The sequence below is a fragment of the Lysobacter sp. N42 genome (assembly GCF_004344885.1).
The window spans coordinates 34,708-49,766 of the sequence record NZ_SKFB01000012.1; the positions used below are offsets into that span (position 1 = coordinate 34,708).

The 15,059-nt window shown below is 68.8% G+C and carries 15 protein-coding genes; 12 read left to right on the forward strand and 3 right to left on the reverse strand.

All coding sequences use genetic code 11. The annotated features are described in order from the left end of the window. Positions 1 to 6: 6 nt before the first annotated feature. The 8 genes from secY (at position 7) to EYQ95_RS16150 (ending at position 6,935) form a co-directional block, all read left to right on the forward strand. Entirely contained in the window at positions 7 to 1,335 is a 1,329-nt protein-coding gene (gene secY / locus EYQ95_RS16115) for a preprotein translocase subunit SecY (protein WP_370451272.1), read from the forward strand. Between the two features lie 419 nt (positions 1,336 to 1,754). After that, a complete protein-coding gene (rpsM, locus tag EYQ95_RS16120; protein WP_132328237.1) occupies positions 1,755 to 2,111 on the forward strand; it encodes a 30S ribosomal protein S13 in 357 nt (118 codons plus the stop codon). Positions 2,112 to 2,123: 12 nt separating this feature from the next. After that, entirely contained in the window at positions 2,124 to 2,516 is a 393-nt protein-coding gene (gene rpsK, locus EYQ95_RS16125) for a 30S ribosomal protein S11 (protein ID WP_132328238.1), read from the forward strand. Positions 2,517 to 2,530: 14 nt separating this feature from the next. Then, positions 2,531 to 3,160 carry a 30S ribosomal protein S4 gene (gene rpsD / locus EYQ95_RS16130; protein ID WP_132328239.1) on the forward strand — a complete coding sequence of 210 codons (630 nt, stop codon included), beginning with the start codon at positions 2,531 to 2,533 and terminating at the stop codon, positions 3,158 to 3,160. 51 nt (positions 3,161 to 3,211) lie between these two features. Then, on the forward strand, positions 3,212 to 4,210 hold the full coding sequence (rpoA, locus tag EYQ95_RS16135) for a DNA-directed RNA polymerase subunit alpha (protein ID WP_132328240.1): 999 nt from the start codon (positions 3,212 to 3,214) through the stop codon (positions 4,208 to 4,210). A gap of 321 nt (positions 4,211 to 4,531) precedes the next feature. Next, the gene (rplQ, locus tag EYQ95_RS16140; protein WP_132328241.1) at positions 4,532 to 4,906 is read left to right on the forward strand and encodes a 50S ribosomal protein L17; all 375 of its coding nucleotides are present in this window, start codon (positions 4,532 to 4,534) and stop codon (positions 4,904 to 4,906) included. A 129-nt stretch (positions 4,907 to 5,035) separates the two neighbouring features. Further along, positions 5,036 to 5,539: a disulfide bond formation protein B gene (locus tag EYQ95_RS16145; RefSeq protein ID WP_132328279.1), complete on the forward strand. Its 504-nt coding sequence runs from the start codon at positions 5,036 to 5,038 to the stop codon at positions 5,537 to 5,539. Between the two features lie 7 nt (positions 5,540 to 5,546). Continuing rightward, positions 5,547 to 6,935, forward strand: coding sequence for a class II 3-deoxy-7-phosphoheptulonate synthase (locus EYQ95_RS16150; RefSeq protein ID WP_132328242.1), 1,389 nt, complete (start codon positions 5,547 to 5,549; stop codon positions 6,933 to 6,935). Positions 6,936 to 6,939: 4 nt separating this feature from the next. Here the strand turns inward: EYQ95_RS16150 and EYQ95_RS16155 are convergent, their stop codons facing one another. The 3 genes from EYQ95_RS16155 to typA are packed head-to-tail and all read right to left on the reverse strand — an operon-like array spanning position 6,940 to position 10,904. Continuing rightward, positions 6,940 to 8,550 carry an amidase gene (locus EYQ95_RS16155; protein WP_132328243.1) on the reverse strand — a complete coding sequence of 537 codons (1,611 nt, stop codon included), beginning with the start codon at positions 8,548 to 8,550 and terminating at the stop codon, positions 6,940 to 6,942. A gap of 46 nt (positions 8,551 to 8,596) precedes the next feature. After that, positions 8,597 to 9,052 carry a DUF2127 domain-containing protein gene (locus EYQ95_RS16160; RefSeq protein WP_132328244.1) on the reverse strand — a complete coding sequence of 152 codons (456 nt, stop codon included), beginning with the start codon at positions 9,050 to 9,052 and terminating at the stop codon, positions 8,597 to 8,599. A 4-nt stretch (positions 9,053 to 9,056) separates the two neighbouring features. Continuing rightward, positions 9,057 to 10,904 carry a translational GTPase TypA gene (typA, locus tag EYQ95_RS16165; RefSeq protein WP_132328245.1) on the reverse strand — a complete coding sequence of 616 codons (1,848 nt, stop codon included), beginning with the start codon at positions 10,902 to 10,904 and terminating at the stop codon, positions 9,057 to 9,059. A 180-nt stretch (positions 10,905 to 11,084) separates the two neighbouring features. On the opposite strand from typA, the gene EYQ95_RS16170 reads away from it, so the two are divergent. The 4 genes from EYQ95_RS16170 (at position 11,085) to prpB (ending at position 15,043) form a co-directional block, all read left to right on the forward strand. Then, positions 11,085 to 11,591 carry a peptidylprolyl isomerase gene (locus tag EYQ95_RS16170; RefSeq protein ID WP_132328246.1) on the forward strand — a complete coding sequence of 169 codons (507 nt, stop codon included), beginning with the start codon at positions 11,085 to 11,087 and terminating at the stop codon, positions 11,589 to 11,591. A 163-nt stretch (positions 11,592 to 11,754) separates the two neighbouring features. Then, entirely contained in the window at positions 11,755 to 12,960 is a 1,206-nt protein-coding gene (locus EYQ95_RS16175; RefSeq protein ID WP_132328247.1) for an aminotransferase class I/II-fold pyridoxal phosphate-dependent enzyme, read from the forward strand. A gap of 106 nt (positions 12,961 to 13,066) precedes the next feature. Next, positions 13,067 to 14,050 carry a malate dehydrogenase gene (locus EYQ95_RS16180; RefSeq protein ID WP_132328248.1) on the forward strand — a complete coding sequence of 328 codons (984 nt, stop codon included), beginning with the start codon at positions 13,067 to 13,069 and terminating at the stop codon, positions 14,048 to 14,050. Positions 14,051 to 14,155: 105 nt separating this feature from the next. Then, positions 14,156 to 15,043: a methylisocitrate lyase gene (prpB, locus tag EYQ95_RS16185; RefSeq protein WP_132328249.1), complete on the forward strand. Its 888-nt coding sequence runs from the start codon at positions 14,156 to 14,158 to the stop codon at positions 15,041 to 15,043. Positions 15,044 to 15,059: the final 16 nt, after the last annotated feature.

A 15,059-nucleotide genomic window follows, 5' to 3' on the forward strand; every position in this document is an offset into this window, starting at 1 on the left:
AACACGATGGCCGGCCTCGGCGGGGGCTTGGGGAAGTTCACCGAGCTCCGCCAGCGCCTGCTGTTCGTCCTCGGCGCACTGATCGTCTACCGCATCGGCTGCTACATCCCGGTGCCGGGCGTGAACCCCGAGGCCATGCTGCAGCTGATGGAGAGCCAGCGCGGCACCATCGTGGACATGTTCAACATGTTCTCGGGTGGCGCGCTGGAGCGCTTCAGCCTTCTCGCGCTGAACGTCATGCCGTACATCTCGTCCTCGATCATCGTCCAGCTGCTGACCCAGATGGTCCCCAGCCTGAAGGCGATCCAGAAAGAGGGCGAGTCCGGGCGCCGCAAGATCAACCAGTGGTCGCGCCTGGGCGCGATCCCGCTCGCGGTGTTCCAGGCCTGGGGCATCGCGACGGCGCTGCAGGCGGGCGGAGCCAGCCAGGGCATTCCGGTGGTCTACAACCCGGGTCCGGGCTTCCTGCTCACCGCGATCGTCGCGCTCACGGCCGGCACGATGTTCCTGATGTGGCTGGGCGAGCAGATCACCGAGCGTGGCATCGGCAACGGCGTGTCGCTGATCATCTTCGCCGGCATCGTCGCCAGCCTGCCCGGCGCCGTGATCACGATGTTCGAGCAGATCCGCAACGGCGACATGGGCCTGCCCACGGCGCTGTTCGTGGCCGTGATCGTGGTCGGCTTCACGTTCTTCGTGGTGTTCATGGAGCGCGGGCAGCGTCGCATCACGGTGAACTACGCGCGGCGGCAGGGCGGTCGCAACGCGTACATGAACCAGACCTCGTTCCTGCCGCTCAAGCTCAACATGGCGGGCGTGATCCCGGCCATCTTCGCCTCGAGCATCGTGATGTTCCCGGCGACGGCGGCGACGTGGTTCAGCCAGAGCAGTTCGGAGTCGTGGCTGCTGCGGGTCTCGAACATGCTGAACCCGGGCGAGCCGCTGCACATGATCCTGTACGCGGCGCTGATCGTCGGCTTCGCGTTCTTCTATACGGCGCTGGTCTTCAATTCCCAGGAGACGGCGGACAACCTCAAGAAGTCCGGCGCGCTCATCCCGGGCATCCGGCCCGGCAAGGCGACGGCGGACTACATCGACGGCGTGCTGACGCGGCTCACCGCCGCCGGCGCCGCCTACCTGGTGATCGTCTGCCTGCTGCCGGAAGTGATGCGCACGCAGCTCGGGACCTCGTTCTACTTCGGCGGCACGTCGCTGCTGATCGTGGTGGTGGTCGTCATGGACTTCATCGCGCAGATCCAGGCGCACCTGATGTCGCACCAGTACGAGAGCCTGCTCAAGAAGGCCAACCTCAAGGGCGGCTCGCGCCCGCGCTGATGCTCGGGGCCGCTCCGGCGGCCCGCGTGCATTGCTCACGCCGCCGTGACATAATTGGCGGCTAGCCGGCCCACAGCCGGCGCGTCCCATGGCCACCGGCCGTGCGACGAAGGTTTCAAGGCGGCTGGCCGGAGAACAGGTCCGGCAGACGCAGAAGGGCGACCCGGGCGGCAGTCCCGCGCACGGGTGGCCCCGTGGCCATGCGCGCACCTGAGGAGTGCGCGGGGCCGGGAGGGCGGCGGTATCGCCCGACCGGTACAGCCCGGGGCCGTCGCCGGAGCATGGGCACACTCCCCATGCCGGAGCAGGGCGTGCAAACGGCCTGCTTCCTGGAAGTACGGGGCTAGGTTTTCGAGAGTCGTCTCGAGTTTGTTCCCGCCGGGCCATGCCCGGTGCAAACCAGTTTTGGAGATCGCCACATGGCGCGTATTGCGGGCGTCAACCTGCCTGCCCAGAAGCATGTCTGGGTCGGGCTGCAGAGCATCTACGGCATCGGCCGTACCCGTTCCAAGCAGATCTGCCAGTCGGCCGGCGTCAATCCGTCGACCAAGATCCGCGACCTGTCCGAGCCGGAAGTCGAGCGCCTGCGTGGCGAGGTCGGCAAGTTCACCGTCGAGGGCGACCTGCGCCGTGAGATCGGCATGGCGATCAAGCGCCTGATGGACCTCGGTTCCTACCGCGGCCTCCGTCACCGTCGCGGCCTGCCGCTGCGCGGCCAGCGCACCCGGACCAATGCCCGCACCCGCAAGGGTCCGCGCAAGGCCATCAAGAAGTAAGGATCGACAGACATGGCCAAGCCTGCTGCCAAAGCCCCGAAGAAGAAGATCAAGCGCGTCGTCACCGACGGCATCGCCCACGTCCACGCTTCGTTCAACAACACGATCATCACGATCACCGACCGCCAGGGCAACGCGCTCTCCTGGGCGACGTCCGGTGGCGCCGGCTTCCGCGGTTCGCGCAAGTCGACCCCGTTCGCCGCGCAGGTCGCCGCCGAGAAGGCCGGCCGCGCCGCGCTGGACTACGGCGTGAAGGCGCTGGAAGTCCGCATCAAGGGCCCGGGCCCGGGTCGTGAGTCCGCCGTGCGTTCGCTCAACAACGTCGGCTACAAGATCACCAACATCATCGACGTGACGCCGATCCCGCACAACGGGTGCCGTCCGCCGAAGAAGCGCCGCGTCTGAGGAGGAATTGAGACATGGCACGCTATATCGGTCCTACCTGTAAGCTCGCGCGCCGCGAGGGCACCGACCTCGGCCTGAAGTCGTCCGCCCGCGCTCTCGACTCCAAGTGCAAGCTGGAGCAGAAGCCCGGCCAGCACGGCGCCAACGCCCGCAAGGGCAAGATGTCCGACTACGCCACGCAGCTTCGCGAGAAGCAGAAGGTGAAGCGCATCTACGGCCTGCTCGAGCGCCAGTTCCGCAACTACTACAAGAAGGCCTCGAACCGGAAGGGCAACACCGGCGAGAACCTGCTGCAGCTGCTCGAGACGCGTCTCGACAACGTCGTCTACCGCATGGGCTTCGCGGTCACCCGCGCCGCCGCGCGCCAGCTGGTGAGCCACCGCGGCGTGACGGTGAACGGCAAGGTCGTGAACCTGCCGTCCTACCAGGTGAAGGCGGGCGATGCGATCGCGCTGTCGGAGAAGGCGCAGAAGCAGCTCCGCGTGCAGGAGGCCATCACCGTCTCCCAGCAGATGGACCTGTCCCCGTCGTGGGTCGAGGTCGATGCGAAGAAGTTCGCCGGCGTGTTCAAGGCCGTGCCGGACCGCGCCGACCTGCCGGCGGACATCAACGAAGCGCTGATCGTCGAGCTGTACTCGAAGTAATCACCTTTCCGGGTCGGCGTGACGACGCCGGCCCCCAGGAGAAGCCACAACATGACGGTTACCGCCAACCAGGTATTGCGCCCGCGTGGTCCCCAGATCGAGCGCCTGACCGGCAATCGCGCCAAGGTCGTGATCGAGCCGCTGGAGCGCGGCTACGGCCACACCCTCGGCAATGCGCTGCGCCGCGTCCTGCTCTCGTCGATCCCCGGGTTTGCAATCACCGAGGTGGAGATCGATGGCGTGCTCCACGAGTACACCACGGTCGAAGGCCTCGAGGAGGACGTGCTCGAGGTTCTGCTGAACCTCAAGGACGTCGCCATCCGCATGCACACCGGCGACAGCGCGATGCTGTCGCTGAACAAGTCCGGCCCGGGCGTCGTGACGGCCGGTGACATCCGCACCGACCACAACGTCGAGATCATCAATCCCGAGCACGTCGTCGCCCACCTGACCAAGGACACGGCGCTCAACATGCGGCTGAAGATCGAGCGTGGCTACGGCTACCAGCCGGCCGCCGCGCGTCGTCGCCCGGACGAGGAGACCCGTGCGATCGGTCGCCTGATGCTGGACGCGAGCTTCTCGCCGGTCCGCCGCGTCGCCTACGCCGTGGAAGCCGCGCGCGTCGAGCAGCGCACCGACCTCGACAAGCTGGTGCTCGACATCGAGACCAACGGCACGATCGACGCCGAGGAAGCGGTCCGCACCGCGGCCGACATCCTCACCGACCAGCTGTCGGTGTTCGGCGACTTCACGCACCGCGAGCGCGGCGCGGCGAAGCCGCAGACCGGCGGCGTCGACCCGCTGCTGCTGCGCCCGATCGACGACCTCGAGCTGACGGTGCGCTCGGCCAACTGCCTCAAGGCCGAGAACATCTACTACGTCGGCGACCTGATCCAGAAGACGGAAGTCGAGCTGCTCAAGACCCCGAACCTGGGCAAGAAGTCGCTCACCGAGATCAAGGAAGTGCTCGCGCAGCGCGGCCTGGCGCTCGGCATGCGTCTCGAGAACTGGCCGCCGCCGGGCATCGCCTCGCATGGGATGATGGGGTGAGAGCCAGGGTTTAGGACATGCCGCCAAGGCATGTCCTGCTGGGTCGAACGCCCGGCCGCCAGGCCGGGCCGGGGGTGCAAACGCGGCGAAGCCGCGGCTTCCGCTCTCGCTCTTGCTTCACGGGCGCACGGCTTCATCGCCTGAAGCCGTGCGTCGGACCACGTACCACGTACCACGCACCACCCGCCGACGGGCCAAGCCCGCGGCTGCTCCGGACAGGACGCCGGACCCGGACCATCCGCAGTCCACGGCTCCAACGCCATGACGGCGACAGCGATCTCCAGCAGCTCCAACATTCGACTTCGATAGGGAACCACCGCCATGCGCCACCAGAAAGCCGGCCGCAAGTTCAGCCGCACCAGCGCCCACCGCGATGCCATGTTCACCAACATGGCTGCGTCGCTGATCAAGAACGGCCTCATCCGCACCACGCTGCCGAAGGCCAAGGAGCTGCGCCGCGTCGCCGAGCCGCTCATCACCCTCGGCAAGACCGACGGCGTCGCCAACCGCCGCCTCGCCTTCTCGCGCCTGCGCGACAAGGAGGCCGTGGGCACGCTGTTCACCGTGCTGGGTCCGCGCTACGCGACCCGCCCGGGCGGCTACCTGCGCATCCTCAAGTGCGGCTTCCGCGCCGGCGACAACGCGCCGATGGCGTACGTCGAGCTGGTCGACCGCCCGGAGGCGGCGCAGCAGTAACCGCGCAGCGGCCGCTAACGCGGCCGCTCCCGCCGATCGTCGAGAGCCCCGGCCATGCCGGGGCTTTTGCGTTGAACCCGCCGACTTGCGAGCATGTCCAAACGCGGCATCCAGCCCGCCGGGGATTCCATGTTCAATCCGCTACGCGCCAGCTTCCGCCAGCAGTTCCTGATGGGCTTCCTCGCCTGCACGGGCCTGATGGCCTATGCGCTGTATTCGCAGTACGTGCTGGGCTACGAGCCCTGCCCGCTGTGTACCTTCCAGCGCGTGGCGATGATCGCGCTTGGCCTGGTCTTCCTTGCCGGTGCGCTGCATGGGCCGTCGGGCCGCACCGGCCGATCGGTCTGGGGCCTGCTCGCCGTCCTGGTGGCGCTGGTGGGGGCGGGCATCGCCGGTCGTCACGTCTGGATGCAGAGCCTGCCGCCGGACCAGGTGCCGGCCTGCGGACCGCCCCTGGAGTTCCTGACCGAGACGCTGCCTCTGGTCCAGGTCATCAGGAAAGTACTGACGGGCAGTGGCCAGTGCGCGGAGATCGACTGGACACTGCTGGGGCTGTCGATGCCCGCCTGGGTCCTGATCGCCTTCCTGGGGCTTGCCGCCTGGGCCGCCCTTGCCGCCTTCCGCCGCCGCTGAAACCGCCATGCCGAATTCCGACGCCAGCCTGCACGCCGTCTCCCTCCCGCGCGAGTGGGGGCCGCAGTCGTGGCGCGCGCGGCCCGCGACGCAGATGCCGCAGTATCCCGACGCCGCCGAGCTGGAATCGGCGCTGACCGAACTGCGCCGCCTGCCGCCGCTGGTGACCTCCTGGGAGATCCTGAGCCTCAAGCAGCAGCTGGCCGAGGCGCAGGAGGGCCGCCGCTTCCTGCTGCAGGGCGGGGACTGCGCGGAGAACTTCGACGAATGCTCGTCGGACGTGATCTCCAACCGGCTGAAGGTCCTGCTGCAGATGTCGCTGGTGCTGGTGCACGGCATGCGCAAGCCGGTGGTGCGTGTGGGGCGTTTCGCCGGGCAGTACGCCAAGCCGCGGTCGGCCGATACCGAGACCATCGACGGCACCACGCTGCCGAGCTACCGCGGCGACATGGTCAACGGCCCGGCGTTTACAGCCGAGGCCCGTCGTCCCGATCCGCGCCGCATGATCAAGGCGCACGCGCGCTCGGCGATGACCATGAACTTCGTGCGCGCGCTGATCGATGGCGGCTTCGCCGACCTGCATCACCCCGAATACTGGGACCTGGGCTGGGTCACGCACTCGCCGCTGGCCGACGAGTACCACCGCATGGTCGCGGCGATCGGCGATGCGGTGCGCTTCATGGAGACGCTGTCGGGGTCGGAGGTGCACAACCTCAACCGCGTCGACTTCTACACCTCGCACGAGTCGCTGCTGTTGCCCTACGAGGAATCGATGACGCGGCAGGTGCCGCGGAACTGGGGCTGGTTCGACCTCTCCACCCACTTCCCCTGGATCGGCATGCGCACCGCGCAGATCGACGGTGCGCACGTCGAGTTCCTGCGCGGCATCCGCAACCCCGTCGCGGTGAAGATCGGCCCGTCCGTCACGCCCGACGTGCTGTTGCGGCTGGTCGACGTGCTCAACCCGGGGGACGAGCCCGGGCGGCTGACCTTCATCCACCGGATGGGCGCGTCGCAGATCGCCGCCAAGTTGCCGCCGCTGCTGGAGGCCATGCGCCGGGACGGGCGCCGCGTGCTGTGGGTCTGCGATCCGATGCACGGCAATACCGAGCCCACCGCCAATGGCTACAAGACGCGCCGATTCGCGAACATCGCAGGCGAGGTGGAGCAGGCCTTCGAGCTGCACGCCGCGGCCGGCACGCGCCTGGGCGGCGTGCACCTGGAGCTGACCGGCGAGGACGTGACCGAATGCCTCGGCGGCGCCCGGGAGCTCACCGAGGCCGACCTCGAACGCGCCTACCGCAGCTGCGTCGATCCGCGCCTGAACTACGAGCAGGCGCTGGAAGTGGCCATGCTGATCGTGCGCAAGCAGACGCAGCTGAGCACGCCGCTCTGAAGCTTCAGGGCAGCGTGGCGGGTCCGTCGAGGCTCGGAAGGAAGCGGGGCGCGCGGCGCGCGCGCGTGGCCTGTTCGAAGCCGTAGGCGAACTCGACCAGGCGCGGCTCGCTCCACCGCGTGCCCATGAACACCAGGCCCAGCGGCAGGCCGCGCACGTCGCCCATCGGGACGGTGATGCTGGGATAGCCGGCTACCGCGGCCGCGCCGTAGCCGGCGCCGGTGAAGTGGTCGCCCAGGATCGTGTCGGTGCGCCATGCAGGGCCGGTGGAGGGTGCGACCAGTGCATCGAGCCGATGCCGGCGCAGCGCGGCGTCGATGCCTTCCGGTCCGGCGAGGCGACGCGCCTTCGCCATCGCATCGCGTACCGCGCGCGTCTCCGGTGCCGGTGCCTTCAGCGCCTGCTCGAAGAGTTCCTGTCCGAAGTGCGGCATCTCGCGATCGGCATTCGCGCGGTTGAAGTCGATGAGCGCCTGCAGCGTGCGCACGGGCGCGCCACTCTCGGCGAGGTAGCGCTCGAGCTCGGGCCGGAACTGCGCGAGCAGCACCGCGAACTCGGCATCGCCCCATTGGCCGGCGGTCGGGATCTCCGCATCCACCAGCGTCGCGCCAGCCCGCCGCAGGGCATCGAGCGAGCGCTCGAATGCCGCGTCGACCGCCGGGTGGTAGCCCGTCGCGCGACGCAGGACGCCGATGCGCGCACCCCGCAGCCCGTCCGCGCGCAGGTGCGGCGCGAGGGGCGCGAAGGCGGCCGCCTCGACGGTGGTGGCGGGATCGCGGGCGTCGCGGGCCGACATCGCGTCCAGCAGCAGTACCGCGTCGGCGACGCTGCGTGCCATCGGCCCCGCGGTGTCCTGCGCCGAGGCGATCGGCACCACGCCGTGCCGGCTCACGCGGCCGAGCGTGGGCTTGATGCCGACCACGCCGTTCACCGCCGCGGGGCAGATGACGCTGCCATCGGTTTCCGTGCCGACCGCCGCCGCCGCCAGTGCCGCCGCGGCCGCGACCGCGCTCCCCGAGCTGGATCCGCACGGATTGCGGTCGAGCACATGCGCGTTGCGCGTCTGCCCGCCGAGGCCGCTCCACCCGGAGATCGAGCGCGTGGAGCGGAAGTTGGCCCACTCGCTGAGGTTGGTCTTGCCCAGGATGACCGCGCCCTGCGCCCGCAGGCGCTCGACGAGGAAGGCATCGCGCGCGGGGCGGTGCTCTGCGAGCGCGAGCGAGCCCGCGGTGGTCGCCATCGGCATGGCGTCGATGTTGTCCTTGAGCAGCAGCGGGATGCCGTGCAGCGGCCCGCGCACGCGCCCGGCGCGACGCTCGGCATCCAGCGCCGCCGCGTCGGCCAGCGCCTGCGGATTGGTGGCGATGACCGAGCGAAGCATCGGCCCGCCCCGGTCGATGGACTCGATGCGCGCCAGGTAGGCGCGGGTGAGCGTCACGCTGTCGAGCCTGCCGGCGGCCATGAGGCGCGAGAGCTCCTCGATGCCCGCGTCTTCCAGCGCGGGCACGGAAGGCCCCTGCACGGCCTCGGCCGCAGCTGCGGTCGCGGGGGCGGTGCTGCGGCATCCGGTGGCGAGCAGGATGGCGAGGACGAGCAGGGCGGGTGCGGCGCGCATGGGGGCATCCGGAGATCGATGCCGCAGCATCGGGTCCGCGGCGCGCTCAGGCAAGCCGGTGCCGATGCAGGTCGTGCCAGAGGATGCCCACGATCAGCAGGTTGATGCCGAGGATGGACAGCGTGATCGCACCGGGCATCTGCAGCAGTGCGTGCACGTCGAAGGGCAGGTAGATCGCAGCGCCGATGCAGCCCAGCCACGAGGCCCAGCGGCGGCGGTGCCACAGGCCCCAGGCCTCGATGAAGCGGATCGACGCATAGACCACCGCGATCGCCGCGGCCAGGCTCACGTTGTCGAGGGTGATGCGTTCGGCCAGCCAGGCGCCGGCGCCCCGGTCGGTGGACAGGTGCAGGGCACGCAGCAGCGCATGCCAGCCACGGCTGAGTGCCTCGGGGCCAAGCGCGAGCACGGCGGCCGCCACGGCGAGCGCCAGCATGCCCTTGGCCGCTTCGAAGACCGCGACCGACCGGACCGCATGCGCCGTGCCGGTCGCGCCACGCATCCCGTCAGCCCGCGCGCGAGGCGCGCTTGCGGTCGGTTTCCGTGCGCAGCTTCTTGCGCAGGCGGATCTGCTTGGGCGTGACTTCCACGAGTTCGTCGTCGTCGATGAACTCCAGCGCCTGCTCCAGCGAGAACTTGATCGGCGGGATCAGGCCCTCGTCGTCGTCCTTGCCGGCCGCGCGGAAGTTGGTCAGCTGCTTGCCGCGCAGGGCATTGACGGTGAGGTCGTTGTCCTTGGAGTGGATGCCGATGATCTGGCCCTCGTAGATCTCCTCGCCCGGCTCGATGAACAGGCGCCCGCGGTCCTGCAGGCCGCCCTGCGCGTAGGCCGGCGACGAGCCGGTCGCATTGGAGATCAGCACGCCGTTGATGCGCTGGCCGATGTCGCCCTCGGCCTTCGGGCCGTAGTGGTCGAAGACGTGGAACATGAGGCCCGTGCCCGCGGTGAGCGTGCGGAACTCGGTCTGGAAGCCGATCAGGCCGCGCGCCGGGATGATGAACTCCAGGCGCACGCGGCCCTTGCCGTCGTTCTCCATGTTGCGCAGCTGCGCCTTGCGCTCGCCGAGCTTGCCCATCACGCCGCCCTGGTACTGCTCCTCCATGTCGACCACGAGCTGCTCGTAGGGCTCCTGCATCACGCCGTCGATCTCGCGGATGATGACCTCGGGGCGCGACACCGCCAGCTCGTAGCCTTCGCGGCGCATGTTCTCGATGAGGATGGAGAGGTGCAGCTCGCCGCGGCCGGAGACCTTGAACTTGTCGGCGTCCTGCGTGTCCTCGACCTTGAGCGCGACGTTGTGCTGCGTCTCGCGGGTGAGGCGGTCGCGCAGCTGGCGCGAGGTGAGGAACTTGCCGCCGCTGCGGTCCTTGTTGCCGGCGAAGGGCGAGTCGTTGACCTGGAAGGTCATCGAGATCGTGGGCTCGTCGACGGTCAGAACCGGCAGCTGCTCGACCGCGGAGGGGTCGCAGAGCGTGTCGGAGATGCCGATGCCCTCGATGCCGCTGAAGGCGATGATGTCGCCGGCCTGCGCCTCGGCCACTTCCACGCGCTCCAGGCCCATGAAGCCGAGCACCTGCAGCACCTTGCCCTGGCGCGTCTTGCCCTCGCGATCGATCACGACGACCGGCTGGTTCGTCCGGACCTTGCCGCGCTGGATTCGGCCCACGCCGATGATGCCGACGTAGTTGTTGTAGTCCAGGCTGGTGACGCGCATCTGGAACGGGCCGTCCGGATCGACCGGCGGCGCGGGCACGACGTTGCAGATCGTCTCGAACAGCGGCGTCATGTCGCCCGAACGAACCGACTCGTCCATGCCGGCGTAACCCTGGAGGCCGCTGGCGTAGACGGTGGTGAAGTCCAGCTGCTCGTCGGTGGCGCCGAGGCGGTCGAACAGGTCGAAGGTCTGGTCGAGCACCCAGCTCGGGCGCGCACCCGGGCGGTCGACCTTGTTGACGACGACGATCGGCTTGAAGCCCATCGCGAACGCCTTCTGGGTGACGAAGCGCGTCTGCGGCATCGGGCCGTCCATCGCGTCGACCAGGATCAGCACCGAGTCCACCATCGACAGCACGCGCTCGACCTCGCCGCCGAAGTCGGCGTGGCCGGGGGTGTCGACGATGTTGATGCGCCATTCCTCGCCCGTCTTCGGGTTCGTCCAGCGGATCGCGGTGTTCTTCGAGAGGATCGTGATGCCACGCTCCTTCTCGAGATCGTTGCTGTCCATGACGCGGTCAGGGACGATCGCACGCTCGTTGAGCGTGCCCGACTGCTTGAGCAGCTGGTCGACGAGGGTGGTCTTGCCATGGTCGACGTGGGCGACGATGGCGATGTTGCGCAGGCGTTCGATGGACATGCAAAGGGACGCCGTGAGGCGCAATCAGGCTGGGGAAGCCGACAAGTATAGCCCGCGCGGGCAGGCGGCCGCTCGCGGACGGCCGCTTGTCGCCGGGGCGCGGCGCCGGGCGTTCATTCGCGGCACGGGCCGGTGGCTTCTGGCACCATGCGGCGCCCGCATCCCCCTTGGAGCCCCCGCATGGCCCTGACTGCCCTCTTCGACACCGACCGCGGCGCGATCCGCGTCGAGCTGGCCGCCGACAAGTCGCCCGTCACGGTCGCCAACTTCGTCAACCTGGCCCGCCGCGGCTTCTACGACGGACTGAACTTCCACCGCGTCATCAACGACTTCATGATCCAGGGCGGCTGCCCGAAGGGCACCGGCACCGGCGGCCCCGGCTACAAGTTCGAGGACGAGGCGCGCAACGGGCTTTCGCACGAGCGCGGCGTGCTGTCGATGGCCAATGCCGGCCCGAACACCAACGGCAGCCAGTTCTTCATCACCCACGTGCCGTGCCCGTGGCTGGACGGCAAGCACACCGTCTTCGGCAAGGTCGTCGAAGGGCAGGACGTGGTCGACGCGGTGAAGCAGGGCGACATCATCCGCTCGGTGAGGATCGAGGGCGACGCGGATGCCGCGCTCGCCGCGCAGGCCGACCGCGTCGCCGACTGGAACCGCACGCTGGATGCCAACGCGCGTCCCTGACCGCCGGCGGTGAACGACGCCCGTCGGCGCGAGCCGGCGGGCGTTTTCGCATCCGGCCGGGCGGCCGAAAAGGTTTCACGTGATACCATTCGGCGGCTGTTCCGGCCCCGCGCCGTCGGGCCTCGGCCGGTCTCCCACCGCCGTATTTCTCCGAGGTTCCGCGATGCCCCAGCTCGCCTCGCGCATCGGCCGCGCCAAGCCGAGTGCGATCATGCAGGTCGCCGAGAAGGCCAAGCGCCTGAAGGCCGAAGGCCGCGACATCATCAGCTTCTCGATCGGTGTTCCCAACTTCCTGCCCGGCCCGCACGTGTACGAGGCGGCCGCCAAGGCACTCGAGCACGACAGCGGCCAGTACGGCAGCAACCGCGGGCCCGATGCGCTGCTCGACGCCTTCCTCGCGCACATCGAGGCCATCGGCCTGACGGGCTACACCCGCGCGAACGTCGCGACCGGCATCGGCGCCAAGCACGTCATCTACAACCTCTGCGAAGCACTGCTCGACGAGGGCGACACGATCGCCTTCCCGACGCCGTACTGGACGAGCTACGTCGACATCGCCGAGATCGTCAACGCGAAGATCGACCTGCTCCCATGCCCGCCAGAGCAGGACTACAAGCTCACCCCGCAGCAGCTCGACGCCGCGCTTGCGAAGAAGCCGCGCGTGTTCCTGTTCAACAACCCTTCGAACCCGACCGGCATGGTCTATGCGAAGGACGAGATCACCGCGCTCGCCGACGTGATCGCCAGGTACCCCGACACCTGGGTCATCACCGACGACATCTACAACCGCATGGTGTTCGACGGCATCGGCTACCACAACTTCGTGCACGCCCGTCCCGAGCTGCGCGACCGCGTGATCTTCATCGACTCGCTGAGCAAGACCTACGGCATGCCGGGCTGGCGCGTGGGCTTCATGGCCGGGCCGGAGGTCGTCGCGCAGGCCTGCGTGACGATGAACTCCAACCACATCACCAACGTGCCCGAGATCGCCAATGCCGCCGCGGTCGCGGCGCTCAGCGGACCGCAGGACGTGCCGACCGCCAAGTGCGCGGAGTTCCAGCACAAGCGCGACCATGTCATGGCGGTGATGGAGAGCATTCCCGGGCTCAAGTGCCCGCGGCCGCAGGGCGCGTTCTACGTGTTCCCCGACATCAGCTGCGCATTCGGAAAGACCCACGGCCCCAGCGGCGCGAAGATCGGCAACGACGTCGACTTCTGCAACGCCCTGCTCGAGGCCAAGGGCGTGGCCTGCGTGCCGGGCTCGGCCTTCGGCGAGCCGCGCGCGCTGCGCATCAGCTACACCTGCCCGACCCCGCAGCTGCAGCCGGGCCTCGATCGTTTCCGCGAGTTCTTCGCCGAGTTGCAGTGATCCGGGATCCGGGATCCGGGATTCGCAAAGGCGTATCCGGATCCCCGAGTCCCGGTCGCCTGCTTTCGAATCCCGAATCACCAATCCCGAATCCCGGAGTTTCGTCATGAAGACCCCCGTCCGCGTCGCCGTCACCGGTGCAGCCGGCCAGATCGGCTACTCGCTGCTGTTCCGCATCGCCTCCGGCGAGATGCTCGGCAAGGACCAGCCCGTCATCCTGCAGATGCTCGAGCTGCCAATGGAGAAGGCGCAGGCCGCACTGCGCGGCGTGATGATGGAGCTGGAGGACTGCGCGTTCCCGCTGCTGGCGGGCATGGTCGGCACGGACGATCCGGAAGTGGCCTTCAAGGATGCCGACATCGCGCTGCTGGTCGGCGCGCGTCCGCGCGGCCCGGGCATGGAGCGCAAGGACCTGCTGCTGGAGAACGCGAAGATCTTCACCGCGCAGGGCGCCGCGCTGAACAAGGTCGCCTCGCGCGGCGTGAAGGTGCTGGTCGTCGGCAACCCGGCGAACACCAACGCCTACATCGCGATGAAGTCCGCGCCGGACCTGCCGTCGAAGAACTTCACCGCGATGCTGCGCCTGGACCACAACCGCGCGCTCTCGCAGCTGGCCAACAAGGCCGGCGTGGCGGTCGGCGACATCGAGAATCTCGTCGTCTGGGGTAACCACTCGCCCACGATGTATCCGGACTACCGCTTCGCGACCGTCAAGGGCCAGTCGCTCAAGGACATGATCAACGACGCCGACTGGAACGCGAACGAGTTCATCCCGAAGGTGGGCAAGCGCGGCGCGGCGATCATCGAGGCGCGCGGGCTGTCGTCGGCGGCGTCCGCGGCCAACGCGGCGATCGACCACATCCGCGACTGGGTGCTGGGCTCCAACGGCAAGTGGGTGACCATGGGCATCCCGTCGGACGGTTCCTACGGCATTCCGGAAGGCGTGATGTACGGCTTCCCGGTGATCACCGAGAACGGCGAGTACACGCTGGTGCGCGACCTGCCGGTCGACGAGTTCAGCCGCGCCGCCATGGACAGGACGCTGGCCGAGCTCGAGGAAGAGCGCCAGGGCGTGGCGCACCTGCTGTAAGGGTTCACGACGAAGGCGGCCAAGGTCGCCTTCGCCGCTTTGGCGTTCCGGCGACGCGACGTCGCCATCGCCCGCCACGCGCGGGCCGCAATCGATGAGGTCGCAATGACGCAACAGTCCGCCGGCGCGCGTTTCCGCGCCGCGATCCAGGAAGAGTCCCCGCTGCAGGTCATGGGTGCGATCACCGCCTATGCGGGCCTGATGGCCAGGCGCGTCGGCTACAGGGCGCTGTACCTGTCCGGTGGCGGCGTGGCCGCCAATTCGCTGGGCATGCCGGACCTCGGCATCTCGACGATGGAAGACGTGCTCACCGATGCGCGCCGCATCGTCGATGCCACCCGGATGCCGCTGCTGGTCGACATCGACACCGGCTGGGGCGGGGCGTTCAACATCGCGCGCACCATCCGCTCGTTCGAACGCGTCGGCGTGGCTGCCGTGCACATGGAGGACCAGGTCGGGCAGAAGCGCTGCGGGCACCGCCCGGGCAAGGAAGTGGTGTCGAAGGCGGAGATGGTCGACCGGGTGAAGGCCGCCGTGGACGCGCGTACCGACGAGTCGTTCGTGATCATGGCGCGCACCGACGCGGCCGCGGTCGAAGGCATCGACTCGGCGATCGAGCGTGCGCAGGCCTATGTGGAGGCCGGCGCCGACATGATCTTCCCCGAAGCGATGAAGACGCTCGAGGACTACCGCCGCTTCAAGGCCGCGGTGAAGGTGCCCATCCTGGCCAACCTCACCGAGTTCGGCTCCACGCCCTTCTTCACCACCGACGAGCTGCGCGGGGCGGGCGTGGACATCGCGCTGTACTGCTGCGGCGCGTACCGGGCGATGAACAAGGCGGCGCTGAACTTCTACGAGACCGTGCGCCGCGAGGGTACGCAGAAGAACATCGTCGACACCCTGCAGACGCGCGCCGAGCTCTACGACTTCCTGGGCTACCACGCCTACGAGGACAAGCTGGACCAGCTGTTCGCTTCGTCCAAGGGCGAATGACATGCACCGGCCACCG